Genomic DNA, 15,431 nt, shown 5'->3' with positions numbered 1-15,431 from the left:
CCGACGGCCCGGAGCGGTGGCGCGCCTGAGCCGGGGCCCCGTGACATGTCGACCTCCGCCAACCCGCCCGACCCGTGCGCCGAGACGGCCGCGCTCCGCAAGGACAAGCTGCGCGCGCACATCAGGAGCGTGCTGTCGACGATCCGGTCCCATCATATGGGCCGCGGGGCGCCGTCGATCCGGGCCACGGGCTACGTCCTTGGAGGGTGGTTCTGCGGCTCGGCCGCGGCAACGATCCCGCTTTTTACGTAGCAACGGTCCGTCCAAGGGATGTGTTTCTCGAGGCGCCGCGATCCGGCGCTTCGAACGGCGTCCCATGGCAGAGAACACCCAGCTTCGATCCCATATCCGCGGCGTGCTGCTCAGATTGGTGCGGCGCCTGCGCGATCGGGCCGGCTGACGGGGTCCTGTTCGAGGCCGGTGGGACAATTGCGAGACAACCGCGAGGAGGCTGGTGCGCCGCGCGGCGCACCGACCCCGTCGTCCGGCCGCTTACCCCGGCTGAGCGCCCATCATCGCCTGCATCCGATCGAGCCGGGCGATGTGCAGGTTGATCAGCGGCAGGGCGCCGCGGGCGATCGCGCGCAGGCCGGGATCCTCGCCCGACCGGGCGTAGGCGCCGTGGATGCCCAGCGCCTCCTGATGGCCCTGGAGCGAGGCGTTCACGAAGGTGGCGTCGTATTGCGGCCCCGGCGGCATGGCGCTGAGCTGCGCCAGGATCTGCGCCTTCTGCGCGTCGGTGGTCATGCCCTGGGCCGGAGCCGGTCCGCCGAGCACGCCGCCGACGACACCGCCGGCGACGCTGCCCGCCGCATTCACGGCCGTGCCGGCCACCGCCACCGGCGCCGCGACGAGGCCGCCGATCAGGCCACCCGGGCCCGCCGCGGCCGGGCTCGGGATCGGGGCGCCGCCCGTGTAGGCGCTGATCTTGCGGGCGAGGTTCACCTGTTCGACCACCTCCGCGCGGGCGAACTTCTTGACGGCGGGATTGGTGGTCTTCGCGTGAGCGTCGCGGGCCGTGTTCTCCAGGAACAGGCCGCCGCTGGTGGCCATCTGGAGATAGGCGCCGGTCGGAATCGCGCCGGCCGGCGTGACCTGCGCGAGGGCTGTGCGGGTGACCGCCAGGGCCGCGGTGGCGCCCAGCATCGTGGTGAGGAGAGCGCGTCTGTGCATGCGACGGTGCATCATGGGAGTGGCATCCGGATTGGGTGAGGCACCCGACGCCCCGATCATCGCTTGAGGTGCTGCCCGGCGAACCGCACAGGGGGGACAAGGTTCCTGCCCGGCGGGCCGTCCGAACGGCGGGATCGGGGCACCGAGAAACCGCAGGATGGATCGGATTGCGCGCGCGAATGACCGGTCCTGCGCAGCCTTTGCGCGGGAATACGCCGTCTTCGCCGCCCGGCCCGCGGCTTTATCTCCGATCGATACAGATCTAGATTGGCGCACCGAACGAGGCAGCGCCGCGCGGGGGGCGCGGCCATCCGGACCGGCTCTCGAGGTGACGATGGGCCAGACGACGATCAAGGACGTCGCCCGACGGGCCGGCGTGAGCTTCCAGACGGTCTCGCTGGTCCTGAACCACCCGCAGAAGGTCGCCCGGACCACGCGCGAGACCATCGAGACGGCCATGCGCGACCTGGACTTCGTGCCCAGCCTCGCCGCCCGGTCCCTGCGCAAGAAGCCCAGTCGCAGCATCGCCTGCGTGTTCGCTCCGGCGCCGGAGCCCGCCGCCGACGGGGGCCGCCCGGGGGAGACGGCCGATCACGGCCACGTCCTCCGGACCTTCGGCACCGTCACCGATCGGCAGGGCTACACCCTGGTCCACCGCTGCCGCCGCGCCGACGACCCGGACGGCCCGGGCCGGATCGCCGGCCTCGTCAGCGAGGCCCGGGTCGACGGCCTCGTGGTCTTCGCCGAGGATCGGGACGACCCGCTGATCGGCCTGCTCAAGGCCAAGCGATGCCCGTTCGTGGTGTTCGGCCTGGAGGTGCCCGGCACGCACTACGTCGCGCTGGCGGAGCGCGACGCGGTCCACGGGGCCGTCCGCCACCTGATCGCGGCGGGGAGCCGGTCGATCTGCCTGCTCGCGGGCGACGCGCGCCGGCCCGCCGCCGCCACCGAGCGGTTCCGCGGCTACCGGGATGCCCTCGCGGAGGCGGGGCTGCCCCTGCGCGACGCCCTCGTGGTCTCCTGCGACGGGACCGCCGAGGGCGGCTACCGGGCCGCGCGGGCTCTCCTGGAGGCCGGACCCGGCGCCCGGCCGGACGCCGTCGTGGCCGCCAGCGACCGGGTGGCGTTCGGCGTACTGCGGGCGCTGCACGAGGGCGGCGTGCGGGTCCCCGCGGAGATCCGCGTCGTCGGCTTCGACAACCTCAGCCAGGGGGCCTACGCGGTCCCGAGCCTGACCTCGGTCGATGTCCCGGTGCTCGACATGGTCCGGTCCGCCTTCGCGACGCTGGTCGAACTGATCGAGGGGACACGGGCGCCGGACGACCTCGCCCAGACGCTGTTCCCCGCGCGCCTCGTCGTGCGCGAGTCGAGCGCGCCGGCGGCACCCTAGCGAGGCCGGCTCTCACTCCGCCGCGAGGACGCCCGCGCCGGCTTCGCCGCGCCCGAACTGCGCCGCGTGCAGGCGGCTGTAGGGGCCGCCGGCGGCCAGCAGAGCCGCGTGCCGGCCCTCCTCGACGACCCCGCCCTCCCCCAGGACCACGATGCGGTCGGCGTCCCGGATGGTGGCGAGGCGGTGGGCGATCACCAGGGTCGTGCGCCCGCGGGCAAGCTCGGCGAGCGCCCGCTGGATCTCCCGCTCGGTCTCAGTGTCGAGCGCCGAGGTCGCCTCGTCGAGGATCAGGATCGGCGGGTTCTTGAGGAAGACCCGCGCGATGGCGATGCGCTGCTTCTGGCCGCCCGACAGGCGCACGCCGCGCTCGCCCACCACGGTGTCGAGGCCCTCCGGCAGGCTGTCGATCAGCCCGCCGAGACGGGCGCGCCGCGCGGCGGCGTCGATCTCGGCCTCGGCGGCGTCGAGGCGGCCGTAGGCGATGTTCTCCCGGATCGTGCCGGCGAACAGGAACACGTCCTGCTGGACGATGCCGATCTGGCGGCGCAGGCTCGCCAGGGTGATGTCGCGGATGTCGATCCCGTCGACGGTGATGCGGCCCGCCTCGACCTCGTAGAAGCGCGGCAGCAGGGCGCAGAGGGTGGTCTTGCCGACCCCCGAGGGACCCACGAACGCCACCGTCTCGCCGGCCGCCACCGCGAGGTCGAGGCCGGCGAAGACCGGGCGGCCGGGCCCGTAGCCGAAGCCCACCCCCTCGAAACGGATGTCGCCGCGCAGGGCGCCGACCGCGCGGGCGCCGGGCCGGTCGGTGATGTCGGGCTCGGTGGCCAGCAGTTCCTGGTAACGGCGGAAGCCCGCGACCCCCTTCGGATACGTCTCGACCACGGCGCCGATCTTCTCCAGCGGCCGGTAGAACACGCCCACCAGCAGCAGGAAGCCCACGAAGCCCCCGGGCGTCAGGTCGCCCCGGACCACGAAGGCGGCGCCGCCGAGCAGCACCGCGATCTGGACGAGGCGCAGGCCCAGGTAGTTGATCGACAGGCCGGCCGCCATCAGCCGGTAGGCCTCGAGCTTGGTGTCCCGGTAGCGGGCGTTGTCGAGGGCGAAGAGGGCGCGCTCGTGGGGCTCGTTGGCGAAGGCCTGCACCACCCGCATCCCGCCGACATTCTCCTCGATCCGCGCGTTGAAGGCGCCGACCCGGCCGTACTGGGCCTGCCAGTTGCGGGTCATGCGGCCGCCGTAGCGGATCGACACGAAGGCGATCAGCGGCAGGATCGCCGCGGTGATCAGCGCCAGCGGCGCGTGGACGTAGAGCATCAGCGCGAAGGCGCCGAACAGCGTCATCACGGCGATGAACAGGTCCTCGGGCCCGTGATGGGCGACCTCGCCGATCTCCTCCAGGTCCTTGGTCACCCGGGCCACGAGGTGGCCGGTCTTCTGGCCGTCGTAGAAGCGGAAGGAGAGCTTCTGCAGGTGGTCGAAGGCCCGCGCCCGCATCGTGGTCTCGATGTTGATGCCGAGCACGTGGCCCCAGTAGGTGACCACCACCATCAGGCCGGCATTGGCGACGTAGACCAGCGCCAGCGCGGCCGCTGCGAGCAGGATCAGGCCCCAGTCCTGCCGGGGCAGCAGGCTGTCGATGAAGCCCTTCACGGCGATGGGGAAGCCGAGCTCCAGCAGGCCCGACAGCACCGCGCAGCCGAAATCGACCAGGAACAGCGTCCGGTACGGCCGGTAATAGGCGAGGAAGGCCTTCAGCATCGCGCGGCTCGGATCAACGTTGGGCGGCGCACTCGACGGGGCAGAGCGCGCCGCAGGACGGCACCCCCGGCAGGCGGTGGCGCAGGCAGCAGACGCGCCGCCGCCGGCAGCCCGAAGGTCCCGGGCAGAGCGCCTGCGCAAGAGGACTCTCGAGCGGGCTCCTAGCGCAGCCGGGGCCGGCGCGCCATCCGAGGCAGGCCGCGACGTCGTCACAGGCGGCGGCGCGGGCGGTAGGGCAGGTGGTGGTACAGGCGCTCGCGCAGGTGGTGCCGGCCCCCTCCCCGTCCCCAGCCAGCCCGGCGAGCGGGTCCCCGAGTTCCCGGGCGACGTAGTCCAGGATCACCGCGGCGTTGCCCCAGAGGACCCTGGGGGCGATCCCGCACCGGGCGTGGCAGAGCTCGACGAACGGGCGCAGATGCGCCTCCACCAGCCCGGTCAGGCCGGGCGCCGGGCCGGCCGCGCAGGCCGACCCGTCCGCGGGCAGGCGGAAGCGGCGCGGCCGGCCGGCCGCGTCGAGCTCGAGGCTGACCGCGTCGAAGGCGAGCGGCAGCGGCCGGCCGAGGCGCACCAGGGCGGTCAGCGCCGGCGTCGCCAGGGCCGCGAGGTAGAACTGGCTCCAGTAGGAGACCCGGACCCGCGGGTCGGCGGTCCGGAACGCCGCGCCGAACCCGGCCCCGAAGGCGGCCAGCGTCGCGTCGAACACGGCCTCGTCCCGCAGGGCGCCGAGGGGCAGCGCGTCCGGGCCGCCTGGGCCCTCGGCGACCCCGTCCCGGTAGGCCGCGAGCGTGTCGGGAACCTGGGCGGCGACCTCGGCGATCATCGCGCCGCCCCGTCGTCGCGCAGGGTCCGGTCCACGGCGATGGCGAGCCACGCCACCGCGGCGGCGTAGAGCGGCAGGGTGGCGGCGAAGTAGCCCGGCCAGCCGATCCAGCCGGCGAGCGCCGGGGCCGCCACCCGCAGCGGCATCGCGGCGAAGAAGGCGGCGCCGAACAGGAGCGCGTAGTCGGTGGCGGGCTTCGGCCCCTGGGCCCAGCGGTAGATCATGTTGAAGACCGGCACGCCCAGGAACCCGCCCGCGACGAAGCCCAGCACGGCGGCGGTGATGCCGAGATCCGGCATCCGGCCCGCGCAGGCGACGACCATCAGGCCCCCGGAGGCCAGGACGCCGAGGGCCCCCACGGCGATCAGCCGGACCGTGCCGAACCGCGCGGCCAGCCATCCGGCCGCCAGCGCCATGACGAGGTTCACGGCCGGGAGCACGGTGCCGGTGAGCGTGCCGACCTGCCCGAGTGGGACGCCGAGATCGAGGAGCGCCAGGGTGTTGGGCCCGCCCACGAGGTAGGAGGCGGCGAAGTAGGCGCCGAGCACCAGCACGCGACCGCCCAAGCGGCGCAGCCGCGCCAGGGAGCCCGACCAGCGTTCCGGGCCCGCACCGGCCGCGGTGCCGGCACCGGCGCTCCGGGTCTCGCGCAGGCGCGACTCCCGGTAGCCCAGGATCGGCAGCAGGCAGAGGGCGTCGAGGGCCGCGCAGGCCAGGACCGCCCCGCGCCAGCCCAGGCTGTCGTAGGAGCCGACCAGCACGCCGACCCCCAGGATCCCGCCGAGGGAGGCGCCGCACAGCTTGGCCGAGGCCACGAAGGCGCGCCGCTCCGCCGGCACGGTCTCGACCACCAGGGCCTCGAGGGCGATGTCCATGGTCGCCACGCAGGCGCAGGCGGCGATCGCCAGGGCGAGCAGCGCCGGGAGCGGCCAGGCCTCGCCGAGGCTCAGGACGACCAGCAGGAGCACCGAGGCGGCCTGCGCGGCCGCGATCCAGCCGATCCGGTGGCCGAGGATCGGCAGGCGGAGCCGGTCGAGCAGGGGCGCCCACAGGAAGGTGAGCCCGACCGGCAGGTTGATGAGCTGCAGCAGCCCGACCTCGGCCAGCTCCACGCCCCGCGCCCGCAGGATCAGCGGCGCCCCGCCGGACAGGAAGCCAAGCGTCGCCCCGAAGGTCACGTACAGGCAGAAGAACGGCGCCAGCGGCCGCAGGGCCGCCAGGGTGTCGACGACCCGGGTGCCGATGGCGGGTTCGGCGGAACCCGTCATCGCCCCCCGCACGCCGTACCGCGATTGGTGCCGCGATCCGGACCGGTCCAGAGACCGCAGTTTATAATCACACTAATCTATTGATTTACCTCGGTTTTCGCTCTTTAGAGAGGCCTGTGCCGGGGATCAAGCCGGCGGGTATTTGCGGCGCGCCGCCTCGCCGGATCCGGCGTTAACCTTTCGTCAACCATGCCCCCGACAGAGTCCCCGGCGGAGGGCTGAGCCATGACCCGACGCCGGGATTTCGACGCGCTGAGCGAGGCGCAGATCGCCGCGGACCGCACGCAGGGACGCTGGGTCGAGCCGAGGGCGGGCTTCCGGCCAGTCGGGCCGCGGGCCGTGTCCGATCTGCTCGACACGATCCAGCACGTGGCCGAGGCCGCGACCGGCGAGCGCAGCTTCCTGCACCTGCGTCCGGAGGCCGGCCGGCCCCGCGGGCGCTGAGGCGAGCCGGCCCACGCTCCCGCCGCCCCGACCGCGCGGCGCACTGGCAAGGGCCGACCGGTTCTGCAACAACGCCGACATGAGACGGCGTCCGGCCCTCGAATCCGCCAACGCGCGCGCCGATCGCATCCGCCCGATCCGGCTGCGCCCCATGGGCGCGGACGCGACGGCCGGGCGGCTGGTCGGCCATGGCGGCCTGCCCGGTGGCCGCGACGGCCGGATCCGAGGGTCCAGGTCATCACCGGCTCCGCCGAGAACGCGACCTTCGCCACCTGCGGACTCGAATCGGGGATGCGGATGATCACCGAGCCGTGCTCCGTGGAGACCCTGGCCGCGCGGGCGCCCGCGCCGATCGCCGGTCGCGACTGACCGCCGATGCCGCTGTCACTGACGACCCGCATCCTGCTGCTCGTCCTGCTCGCCCTCGCCCCGGCGCTGGCGATCCAGGGCTACAACGAGGTCGCCCTGCGGGCGAGCCGCGACGCGGCCGTGCGGGCCGACGCCCGCGCCACAGCGCGGGACGTCGCGGAGGATTTCGCCCAGATCTCCGAGCGGATGCAGCAGGCCCTCGACCTGATCTCCGAGGATGCCACCGTGCAGGTGCGGGAGCCGGCGGCCTGCACCGCCTACCTGCGGCGGGCTGCCGCGCGGCTGCCGCACGTGCTGCTGATCGCCGTCACCGATCCCGACGGGGCCGTGATCTGCGACAGCGCCGGCGCGCCCGCGGGCTCCTACTCGAGCCGCGGCCGGGCCTATCACCGCCGCGCCCTGGAGCAGGGCGGCTACGCGATGGGCGGCTACGCGGTCGGCTTCCAGACGAAGCGGCCGTCGATCCACTTCGCCCGGGCCGTCCATGTCGGCGAGTCGGCGGGGGCCCCGGCGGGCGTCCTGCTCGCCGCCGTCGACCTCGACTGGCTCTCCGATCACCTAGAGCAGGCGCTCCATCAGCCGGAGACGGCGATCACCGTGACGGACCGGGATGGCCTGATCATCGCCCGCCGCCCGGACGAGGCGGCCTGGATCGGCAGGCCGATCCCGCCCGACCGGGCCGCCATGCTGGAGGCCCAGGGCAGCGACGTCCGCGTCGCCGCCGGCCTCGACGGCCGGAAGCGAATCATCGCCACCGCGATGCCGGACGGCCCGCTGGCCGGGGTGCGCGTCGTCGTCGGGCGCGACTACGCCACCGCCTTCGCGGATATCGACGCCGCCACCCGCCGCGGGCTGGTTCTGATCGCCCTGGGGGCGGCCCTGGCGCTCGCCGCCGCCCTCGTGGCCGGGCGGGTGTTCATCCGGCGACCGGTCGACCGGCTCCTGCGCACCGCGGCGGCGTGGCAGGCCGGCGACCTCGCCGCCCGCACCGGCCTGCGCGGGGCCGCGGAGTTCGACCGGCTCGGCAGCAAGCTCGACGCCATGGCCGGCACCCTCCAGCGCAACACCGCCGAGCTGCGCGCGGAGATCCAGCGCGGGCGCGCCCTGCAGGCGCAGCAGGGCACGATGCTGCACGAGCTGAACCACCGGGTGAAGAATACCCTGGCCACCGTCCAGGCCCTCGCCCGGCAGTCCCGCGGCTCCGCGGAGGTCCTGGAGGCGCGGATCCTGGCCCTGTCGAAGACCCACGACCTCCTGACCCGCGAGGACTGGAGCGGGGCCCCCCTGCGCGAGTTGCTGGAGAGCGAGCTCGGACCCTACCGGACCGGCGACGACCAGATCCGCCTGGACGGGCCGGACGTGTCGCTGAGCCCCCGCGAGGTGCTGGCCCTCGGCATGACGGTCCACGAGCTGACCACCAACGCGGCCAAGTACGGCGCCCTCTCGGTCCGCGAGGGCCGCGTCCGGGTGGCGTGGTCGCTCGCCGCCGGCGCGGCCGGGGAGCGGCGCCTGCGGCTCAGCTGGGAGGAGCGCGGCGGCCCGCCGGTGCGGGCGCCGACCCGGGTGGGCTTCGGGACGCGGCTGATCGCCGGCGGCGTGCGGCGCGAACTCGCCGGCACCGTCGACCTCGCCTTCGAGGCCGAGGGCCTGCGCTGCCGCCTCGACGTCCCGCTCGATCCGGGTCTCGGCACCATGCTGGCGCCGACGGGCTAGGTGTGGCCCGGCTCGGGCGGATTCAGTCGTTGGAGCAGAGCTTTGAGCACGGATCCTGGCAGATCGGTTGAACGCGCCCCTCCGCATGGCGCGCGGTCGACCCGCGCTCAGGCCGCGCGCGAGCATTCCTCTGAATCGCGTTGATAACTTTGGGTTTTCCGGTCCCGGTATCACGCGCCGGCGCGCGTCACCTCCCGGACGTCGCGCTTCACCTGCCGCCACGTCCGCCAGGGCTCGAGGTTCGAGAGCGCCATCCGGCGGGCGCCCATCCAGCCGAGGCCGAGCGCGATGACGAGGAACGGCGCGGCGACGATCAGCGCGGCCGGCGCCTCGGCACCGAACGGCACGGCCAGCAGCTTCACCACGGCGTCGAGGCCGAGGAAGAAGGTGACGATCAGCAGCACCGGGATCGTGCCGACGATGGCGATCAGCGACACGATCGCCCGGAAATTGCCGTCGACCTCCGTCCGCGCCAGCGTGAGCAGCGCCTCGACATGCGCCGTGCCCTCGCGCAGGGCCGCGATCAGCAGGGCGAGGGTTCCGTCCGGGGTCTGACGCATGGATACGAGAATCCTCGGGGCCGTCACCGGCCGGCTCTCGCCAACGGGGCCGCGGCCCGAAGCGTTCCGCGCCGGTGGCTCACAGCATCAGTAGCAGGGCGCCGAGGATCAGCACGGTCGCCAGGCCTGCCAGGAGGACCGCCCGGCCGGCATCGGCGCCGTCGTCCGGGACCGGCTTCGGGGCGTCCGGCGCGGCGGATGCGGGCTCCGCGAAGGCCGCGCCCTGCCCCGCCTCCGCGGCCCGGACCGGCGGCGTGCCGGGCCGCGGCGCCGGGAGGGCGACCGAGACCGGGATCGCCCGGTCCGTCGGGGGGCCGAAGGCCTCCGGCTCGACGCTCACGCCCGCCGCCTCCAGCTCCAGCATCACGAGGACCAGGGCGTCGACGTCCATCCGCTCGACGGGCAGCGCGGCGCGCAGATCGTCGGCGGTGAGGAGGCCCCGGTCGCGGCCGAGGGCGACCAGCCGGTCGAGCGTCGCGCGATCCAGAGCCTGCGTCATGTCCCGCCTCCGCGGCCGCGTCCCGATGGTCCATCGAGAACGCGCCGGGGTGGCGCCGGTTACCGGCGGCCGCGGGTGTTCCGGCGCTAGGCCCCGAGGGCGGGCGCGGCCGCCGGGATCGCGCCGGGCTCCGGCCGCGCGCCGCCCGGTCCCGGCCGGAACCGGAGCATCGGCCGCTCGATCAGGTACCAGCTCAGCAGGCCGAGCGGGATGGCGGCCGCGAGGGCGAGGGCGGCGACCGTCCAGGGCGAGATGCCGGGGATCCGCGCGACCAGCAGATTCTGCACCGGCCACGCGTAGAGGTAGAGCCCGTAGGACGGGTCGACCTGGGCGGTGGCGCGGCTGAGGGCGGTGGGGCGCACCGCGAAGGCGAACCAGAAGATCAGGTAGCCGCCGAGGATCGCGAAGGCCGGCTCGGCCAGCGGTCGGCTGAACATCAGCGGCAGGAGCAGCAGGGCGGCGCGGGTCGCGCCGCGCCGCGTGTAGGCGATCCGGTCGGCGAACAGCCGGAAGGCGCCGCCGCAGCAGAACACGAAGGTGAGGCGGATCATCTCCGACAGGGATCCGAGGGTGTCGCCCGGATGCCCGACGGGCAGGAAGAGCCAGCGCAGGGCGAGGAGGCTACCGAGCCCCCCGAGCAGGCCGAGATAGCGCCCGCGGCGGCGCAGGGCGCGGGCGGTGCCCACGAGGCCGAGCAGCAGGTAGCAGCCGAACTCGCACGGAATGGTCCACATCGAGCCGTTGAGCAGCGGGTAGGGCAACTCGGCGAAGGCGCCCGGGACCACCGGCATCAGCAGCAGCGACAGCCGCAGCAGCGTCTCGAGCGGCGAGGCGGCCGCGAGGTTACCGCCGCCGAGGGGCGCGACGACGGCGATGCAGAGCAGGGACGCGACCACGAAGGCCGGATAGATCCGCAGCGCCCGCCGCGCGAGATAGTCGCTGAAGGAGCGCTTGGCGCGGTAGCTCGCGGTGATCAGGTAGCCGCTCACGAGGAAGAAGCCGTCGACGGCGATCTCCCCCAGGGACAGGGTTCCGAAGACCTGCGTCAGCAACTCCCGGGACCGGTTCCCGTCCACGAGCTCGGGGGCGTGCGCGAGGATCACCAGGCCCGCGAACAGGAGGCGCAGGGACCCGAAATTGTTCGCCCGCGGATCCCGGCCGCCCGTCGTCTCCGCCACTCCTACCCGCTCCGCGACGCATCTGCCCGCCGCCCAGGGGCCGGGAAACGGCGCGCGAAGGCAAGGACGCCGGGGCAACACGCGCCGGAGATCTGGCCGCGTCGCCCGCGTCCGCACGCGACGGTGCGGGCGCCGTTGCGCTCCCGGCGTGGTTGGGCTAGGGAATGGCCACGGCCAGCACCCGTAGCTCAGCTGGATAGAGCGTTGCCCTCCGAAGGCAAAGGTCACACGTTCGAATCGTGTCGGGTGCGCCAATCTTCTCAATGACTTAGAGGGCCAAGCCCTGCGGTTGGGAGATTGCCGCGGAAGCACTGCGGAAGCGAACGGCTCGAAATGCTCGTTCAGCCCCTCCTCTCCGCGGCGGCCGTTTCCGCCAGCATGACGCTTTCCAGTCACACTCAGGACGCGGCCACGACGGCCGAGCTGGCGCCGACCGGCACGCTCCGGGTCGGCCTCGTCGAAGCGCCGTCCGCCGGCCTGATCTTCGTCTGTCGAGCCGCCGATGGAGGACTCGACGGCGTGACGGCTGATCTGAGCGCGGATCTCGCCCGGCAGGTCGGCCTGCCGCTGACCGTGACCCTGTTCCCGAACTCGGGCGCCGCGGCCGCCGCCCTGCAGGCCGCGGCGATCGACGTCAGCTTCATGCCGGTCGACGCGATCCGGCGGCAGGTGATCGATTTCGGGCCGGGCTATTACGACCTGGAGAGCACCTATCTGGCCAGCGCCGGGTCGGGCATCACCGACGTGGCGCAGGTCGACCGACCGGGTCTGCGGGTCGTGGCGATTGAGGGCACAACGACGATCCGCGCCTCCGCCCGGACACTGACCCGGACGCAGCCCCTCCCCGTCCCGTCCGTGGCCGAGGCGGTCGCACGCATGCGCGCCGGGGAGGCGGACGCCTTCGCCCTCTCGCGGGACACGCTGCGGCCGGTGGTCCTGCAGGTCCCGGGCTCCCGCATCGTTGCGGGCGGCTTCCAGCAGACGCAGGTCGCCGTCGCCGTCCCGAAGGGCCGACCGGCCGCCCTCGCCCGCGTCACGGCTTGGATGGATGGGGCGAAGCGTGCCGGTGTCGTCCGGCGCATCTTCGATACCCGCGGCTTCCATGACGACGCGGTCGCGCCATGATCGGCTGGCTCAACGGCCAAGGCTACGTGCGGCACCGCGAGGATCCTGAGAGGGCGAACTGACGGAGCGTCATATGGCAGACAACCACAGCAAAGAGCGCATGCAGGCCGAGGCAGCCTTTGCGAGGATGCAGGATCGTCCCGGCGGAAATGCCGCTGATCGGCCTACGGCGAGTGCCGCCGATCAGAACACCGCACACCTGAAGGCCGCGCGCCTCGAACGGGATGCCGCCAGGGCTGGGACAAAAAAGCCGTGATGCACGAAGCCATAGGCGAAGCCCTCACCGAGAACCTGGCGGCCAAGGGCTACTTCAAGGGCGAGCCCAAGTCCGATGTCTAAGCTGCCGTTCAATGCCCGCGGCCATCTGTCGACACCGGCCGCGAGAGACGTAGCTCGACAGAAGCAGGCAGAGCAGGCACTCGACGCCGAAAAGGTCGCGCTGGAAGAGCGTATGGCGGAGCTGCGGGCGAAGCGTCTGGCACTGGCACACGATCTGCCTCAACGGTCGGATGACAGGCCCGCTGAATGAGACTTACTTGAACCGTCTGCGGCTGCTCGGCGAGCGAGATCGTTTCTACAAGCCGGGGGATTGGACCCTCACCAGCCTCGCGCGAAACGGCTTGGTGGTTCGCACAGGCAATCAGGATCGCTTCGGTCGCGAGGAATGGTCCATCACCGTTGATGGCCGAAAAGCCATCGTGAGCAACGCAGGTAGGCGCACCGGCATCAAGCCCCACGAAGTAGCGCAGGGCCTTGCAGGATCACAAGGATTCTAGCCTTCAGCGCCATCTTCATCGTCGAGAAAGGCGCAGACCTGATCGCGGCCCCTGATTGAGGTACTTCGCGTAGGCCATGGCAAGATGCCAATGAGCCCAGGTTCCGGACCGCTACCACATCCTGCTCATCACCCACGTGATGGCGATCACGACGATTCCCATGGAGAACTGAGCGATCAGCAAGCCCATGTAGCGGACCGACTTGAGCCGAGGCGGAGCCGGTGGACCGCCGACGATGCCGGGCGTGCCGCTGTGGGGCTGGTCGTCGTTCATGAGGTGGCCCCAGCTCAACGCTCGGGCCCGGCACGGACGACTGCGGCTCGATATGAGTCAACGGCTCGAGAGATAGGCGGTTGCTCATGGGGACGACATTGCTGGGAGCTTGCTCGGACGCATCCAGCCTGAGGCGCTCGGCGTCAGCTCGGCCGGCCTGCTACTCGATACCCTTCCGCCTCGCCTTGCCGCGGTCGGTTCTTTCGGATGGCGAACTGGTGCGCAGCTCGTGGCGCGCCTGCTCGAGGTACTCCTGGCGCTCGACTTCCGTTAGACAGGCGACGTTGTGGCCATTGCGGGCCTCCCGTTCTGTAAAGCCGGCATCCCAAGCGCGATCGTCGTGGTTCTTCGCGATGAAGGTGCGCTTGGCGCGCGCCAGCACGTCGGCTTCAGTCGGCTCGCCCATGGCTCAACTCCCATGCAGTCGGCAGCCTATAGCAGGGGGACCCGGCAGGCGAGCGCGGGAGCCGCAACTGCCGCAGAATCACGCCCGGGTCGGCAGCCTCCGCGTCGCGCAGCTGCCGGGTGTCAGGCGACACGGCAAACTGACCCCCTGACGCCATGAGGACCTGACCCCCTCGATGAGCGAGGAGGTCGAGATGATCAGGAACGAAGATCAGGCTCTTCAGCGGACGGACGATCCGCGGAGGGCCGAGATGAAGACGCCGGACGACGTATCGGCGATGGTGCGGCTGAAGGCGCTGGGCTGGGGTGCCAAGCGGATCGCGACCGAGCTCGGCTGTTCGAAGAACACGGTCAAGCATTGGCTCCGTCAGGGTGATTGGCGTTCCTCTAAAACGCCCTCACGATCGAAGCGGCTCGACGGCTTGACGGACTGGTTGGCCGAACGGTTCCGGCAGCATGCCGGCAACGCCGACGTCGTGCGCCAGGACCTCGCCAACGAGAAGGACATCCACGTCAGCCTGCGCACCGTGGAACGGGCTGTGGCGCCGTTGCGGCGGGACCTGGTGATCGCCGCGCGGGCGAGCGTGCGGTTCGAGACGCGGCCAGGCGAGCAGATGCAGATCGACTTCGGCGAGCGGCGGATCGAGATCGGCGGTGTGCCAACCCGGGTCTCGCTGTTCGTTGCGACGCTCGGTTACTCGCGTCGACTGCATGTGCGCGCCTTCGGCCACGAGCGGCAGGAGGACTGGTTCGCCGGATTGGAGAGCGCCTTCCAGGCGTTCGGCGGTGTGCCGCGTGAGGTGCTGCTCGACAATGCCCGCGCCCTGGTCCTGCACCATGACCCGGTCAGCCGCGAGGTCATCCTGCATCCGCGGTTGCACGCCTTCTCCCGGCATTGGGGCTTCCGGGTGCGGGCCTGCGCCCCGTACCGGGCGCGCACGAAGGGCAAGGACGAGCGCGGCGTCGGCTACGTCAAGAGGAACGCTGTGGCCGGCCACCGCTTCGCGAGCTTTGCCGCCCTGGAGGCGCATCTCGATGCCTGGACGCGGGATGTGGCCGACCGGCGCGCGCACGGCACGACCGGTGAGGCGCCGGGCGCGCGGTTCGCCCGGGACGAGGCCCGGGCGCTGCAGCCCCTGGCGGGCGTGCCGCCGTTCTCCGCCGCGCGCGATCTCGTGCGCCGGGTCGGGGCAGACTGCGCGGTCAGCGTCGACGGCAACGCCTACTCGGTGCCGTGGCGGCTGATCGGCGAGCGGGTTCGCGTCACCGTGAGCGGAGCGGTGGTGCGCGTCCACCACGGCGGACGTGAGGTCGCCGTGCACGCCGCGTTGAAGGGGCGCCACGGCCGTGTCGTCGACGATGCCCATCTGGCCGGGCTTGTGGGTAGCCGAGAGCGACCGGCTCACCGGCTCGACCCGTCGCCCATCATGCCGCCGGCGCTGTTGCGGCCGCTGGCCGAGTACGAGGCGATCGCCGGGGGAGGCTTCTGATGGACGATGACCACCTCACCCTGCTGCTCGACCGCCTGAAGCTGACGGCCATGCGCGATCAGCTCGATAGCCTGATCGACGAGGCTGGCCGGGGCGAGCTGACGATCCGTGAGGCGCTGACCCTGTTCTGCGAGCGCGAGGTCGCTCGGCGTGACCAGCGCCGCATCGACATGGCCTTCGGTCTGGC

At 72.5% G+C, this 15,431-nt stretch carries 17 protein-coding genes, 1 tRNA gene and 1 pseudogene; 10 read left to right on the top strand and 9 right to left on the bottom strand.

Features of this window, described 5'->3' with window-relative positions; genetic code table 11:
* Positions 1-492: 492 nt before the first annotated feature.
* On the bottom strand, positions 493-1,173 hold the full coding sequence (locus tag BMY19_RS26475; protein ID WP_100253476.1) for a DUF4142 domain-containing protein: 681 nt from the start codon (positions 1,171-1,173) through the stop codon (positions 493-495).
* A gap of 334 nt (positions 1,174-1,507) precedes the next feature.
* Here BMY19_RS26475 and BMY19_RS26470 point away from each other — a divergent pair, with 334 nt between their 5' ends.
* The gene (locus BMY19_RS26470; protein ID WP_100253456.1) at positions 1,508-2,563 is read left to right on the top strand and encodes a LacI family DNA-binding transcriptional regulator; all 1,056 of its coding nucleotides are present in this window, start codon (positions 1,508-1,510) and stop codon (positions 2,561-2,563) included.
* Positions 2,564-2,575: 12 nt separating this feature from the next.
* On the opposite strand, the gene BMY19_RS26465 is transcribed toward BMY19_RS26470, so the two are convergent.
* The 3 genes from BMY19_RS26465 to BMY19_RS26455 are packed head-to-tail and all read right to left on the bottom strand — an operon-like array spanning position 2,576 to position 6,412.
* Positions 2,576-4,324: an ABC transporter ATP-binding protein gene (locus tag BMY19_RS26465; protein ID WP_042675783.1), complete on the bottom strand. Its 1,749-nt coding sequence runs from the start codon at positions 4,322-4,324 to the stop codon at positions 2,576-2,578.
* A gap of 13 nt (positions 4,325-4,337) precedes the next feature.
* The gene (gene fhuF, locus BMY19_RS26460; protein ID WP_100253455.1) at positions 4,338-5,144 is read right to left on the bottom strand and encodes a siderophore-iron reductase FhuF; all 807 of its coding nucleotides are present in this window, start codon (positions 5,142-5,144) and stop codon (positions 4,338-4,340) included.
* Complete coding sequence (locus BMY19_RS26455; protein ID WP_100253454.1) at positions 5,141-6,412, bottom strand: MFS transporter; 1,272 nt, start codon at positions 6,410-6,412, stop codon at positions 5,141-5,143. The genes fhuF and BMY19_RS26455 overlap by 4 nt, the downstream gene beginning before the upstream one ends.
* Positions 6,413-6,637: 225 nt before the next feature.
* Here BMY19_RS26455 and BMY19_RS26450 point away from each other — a divergent pair, with 225 nt between their 5' ends.
* Together BMY19_RS26450 and BMY19_RS26445 are read left to right on the top strand one after the other, a co-directional pair.
* Complete coding sequence (locus BMY19_RS26450; RefSeq protein ID WP_056527276.1) at positions 6,638-6,856, top strand: hypothetical protein; 219 nt, start codon at positions 6,638-6,640, stop codon at positions 6,854-6,856.
* Positions 6,857-7,231: 375 nt separating this feature from the next.
* Positions 7,232-8,938, top strand: coding sequence for a sensor histidine kinase (locus tag BMY19_RS26445; protein ID WP_100253453.1), 1,707 nt, complete (start codon positions 7,232-7,234; stop codon positions 8,936-8,938).
* Positions 8,939-9,108: 170 nt separating this feature from the next.
* Here the strand turns inward: BMY19_RS26445 and BMY19_RS26440 are convergent, their stop codons facing one another.
* The 3 genes from BMY19_RS26440 to BMY19_RS26430 form a co-directional block, all read right to left on the bottom strand.
* Complete coding sequence (locus BMY19_RS26440) at positions 9,109-9,498, bottom strand: phage holin family protein (protein WP_012318288.1); 390 nt, start codon at positions 9,496-9,498, stop codon at positions 9,109-9,111.
* A gap of 79 nt (positions 9,499-9,577) precedes the next feature.
* The gene (locus tag BMY19_RS26435; protein ID WP_100253452.1) at positions 9,578-9,997 is read right to left on the bottom strand and encodes an RNA polymerase sigma factor region1.1 domain-containing protein; all 420 of its coding nucleotides are present in this window, start codon (positions 9,995-9,997) and stop codon (positions 9,578-9,580) included.
* An 86-nt stretch (positions 9,998-10,083) separates the two neighbouring features.
* Positions 10,084-11,175, bottom strand: coding sequence for an acyltransferase family protein (locus BMY19_RS26430; protein ID WP_091928499.1), 1,092 nt, complete (start codon positions 11,173-11,175; stop codon positions 10,084-10,086).
* Positions 11,176-11,352: 177 nt separating this feature from the next.
* Between BMY19_RS26430 and BMY19_RS26425 the strand changes: the two genes are divergently transcribed.
* The 5 genes from BMY19_RS26425 (at position 11,353) to BMY19_RS30630 (ending at position 13,076) form a co-directional block, all read left to right on the top strand.
* Positions 11,353-11,429: transfer RNA gene (locus BMY19_RS26425), tRNA-Arg, on the top strand.
* Between the two features lie 124 nt (positions 11,430-11,553).
* Positions 11,554-12,300, top strand: coding sequence for a transporter substrate-binding domain-containing protein (locus BMY19_RS26420; RefSeq protein WP_100253475.1), 747 nt, complete (start codon positions 11,554-11,556; stop codon positions 12,298-12,300).
* Positions 12,301-12,373: 73 nt separating this feature from the next.
* Positions 12,374-12,556, top strand: a complete 183-nt coding sequence (locus BMY19_RS30640) for a hypothetical protein (protein ID WP_139215709.1) — start codon at positions 12,374-12,376, stop codon at positions 12,554-12,556.
* Positions 12,557-12,631: 75 nt separating this feature from the next.
* Complete coding sequence (locus BMY19_RS30635; protein WP_139215708.1) at positions 12,632-12,829, top strand: hypothetical protein; 198 nt, start codon at positions 12,632-12,634, stop codon at positions 12,827-12,829.
* A gap of 7 nt (positions 12,830-12,836) precedes the next feature.
* Positions 12,837-13,076 (top strand): hypothetical protein, encoded by a 240-nt coding sequence (locus BMY19_RS30630; protein ID WP_139215707.1) that lies wholly within the window; start codon positions 12,837-12,839, stop codon positions 13,074-13,076.
* 111 nt (positions 13,077-13,187) lie between these two features.
* Here the strand turns inward: BMY19_RS30630 and BMY19_RS31045 are convergent, their stop codons facing one another.
* Both BMY19_RS31045 and BMY19_RS26415 read right to left on the bottom strand, forming a co-directional pair.
* Entirely contained in the window at positions 13,188-13,349 is a 162-nt protein-coding gene (locus tag BMY19_RS31045) for a hypothetical protein (RefSeq protein ID WP_157862120.1), read from the bottom strand.
* A gap of 160 nt (positions 13,350-13,509) precedes the next feature.
* On the bottom strand, positions 13,510-13,755 hold the full coding sequence (locus BMY19_RS26415) for a hypothetical protein (RefSeq protein ID WP_056533872.1): 246 nt from the start codon (positions 13,753-13,755) through the stop codon (positions 13,510-13,512).
* Between the two features lie 250 nt (positions 13,756-14,005).
* Between BMY19_RS26415 and istA the strand changes: the two genes are divergently transcribed.
* A complete protein-coding gene (istA, locus tag BMY19_RS26410; RefSeq protein WP_100253474.1) occupies positions 14,006-15,244 on the top strand; it encodes an IS21 family transposase in 1,239 nt (412 codons plus the stop codon).
* A pseudogene (locus BMY19_RS26405) lies at positions 15,244-15,431 on the top strand (ATP-binding protein); the annotation flags it as partial. The gene istA and the pseudogene BMY19_RS26405, both read left to right, overlap by 1 nt.

It is taken from the genome of Methylobacterium sp. UNC300MFChir4.1 (assembly GCF_900110155.1).
Taxonomy (GTDB): Bacteria; Pseudomonadota; Alphaproteobacteria; order Rhizobiales; family Beijerinckiaceae; genus Methylobacterium.
This window is presented reverse-complemented; position numbering and strand designations above follow the sequence as displayed.

Excerpts from the sequence above, each read along its gene's own strand:
- BMY19_RS26475 (WP_100253476.1), bottom strand. The coding sequence starts at position 1,173 with ATGCACAGACGCGCTCTCCTCACCACGATGCTGGGCGCCACCGCGGCC.
- BMY19_RS26470 (WP_100253456.1), top strand. The coding sequence starts at position 1,508 with ATGGGCCAGACGACGATCAAGGACGTCGCCCGACGGGCCGGCGTGAGC.
- BMY19_RS26465 (WP_042675783.1), bottom strand. The coding sequence starts at position 4,324 with ATGCTGAAGGCCTTCCTCGCCTATTACCGGCCGTACCGGACGCTGTTC.
- fhuF (WP_100253455.1), bottom strand. The coding sequence starts at position 5,144 with ATGATCGCCGAGGTCGCCGCCCAGGTTCCCGACACGCTCGCGGCCTAC.
- BMY19_RS26455 (WP_100253454.1), bottom strand. The coding sequence starts at position 6,412 with ATGACGGGTTCCGCCGAACCCGCCATCGGCACCCGGGTCGTCGACACC.
- BMY19_RS26450 (WP_056527276.1), top strand. The coding sequence starts at position 6,638 with ATGACCCGACGCCGGGATTTCGACGCGCTGAGCGAGGCGCAGATCGCC.
- BMY19_RS26445 (WP_100253453.1), top strand. The coding sequence starts at position 7,232 with ATGCCGCTGTCACTGACGACCCGCATCCTGCTGCTCGTCCTGCTCGCC.
- BMY19_RS26440 (WP_012318288.1), bottom strand. The coding sequence starts at position 9,498 with ATGCGTCAGACCCCGGACGGAACCCTCGCCCTGCTGATCGCGGCCCTG.
- BMY19_RS26435 (WP_100253452.1), bottom strand. The coding sequence starts at position 9,997 with ATGACGCAGGCTCTGGATCGCGCGACGCTCGACCGGCTGGTCGCCCTC.
- BMY19_RS26420 (WP_100253475.1), top strand. The coding sequence starts at position 11,554 with ATGACGCTTTCCAGTCACACTCAGGACGCGGCCACGACGGCCGAGCTG.
- BMY19_RS30640 (WP_139215709.1), top strand. The coding sequence starts at position 12,374 with ATGGCAGACAACCACAGCAAAGAGCGCATGCAGGCCGAGGCAGCCTTT.
- BMY19_RS30635 (WP_139215708.1), top strand. The coding sequence starts at position 12,632 with ATGTCTAAGCTGCCGTTCAATGCCCGCGGCCATCTGTCGACACCGGCC.
- BMY19_RS31045 (WP_157862120.1), bottom strand. The coding sequence starts at position 13,349 with ATGAACGACGACCAGCCCCACAGCGGCACGCCCGGCATCGTCGGCGGT.
- BMY19_RS26415 (WP_056533872.1), bottom strand. The coding sequence starts at position 13,755 with ATGGGCGAGCCGACTGAAGCCGACGTGCTGGCGCGCGCCAAGCGCACC.
- istA (WP_100253474.1), top strand. The coding sequence starts at position 14,006 with ATGAAGACGCCGGACGACGTATCGGCGATGGTGCGGCTGAAGGCGCTG.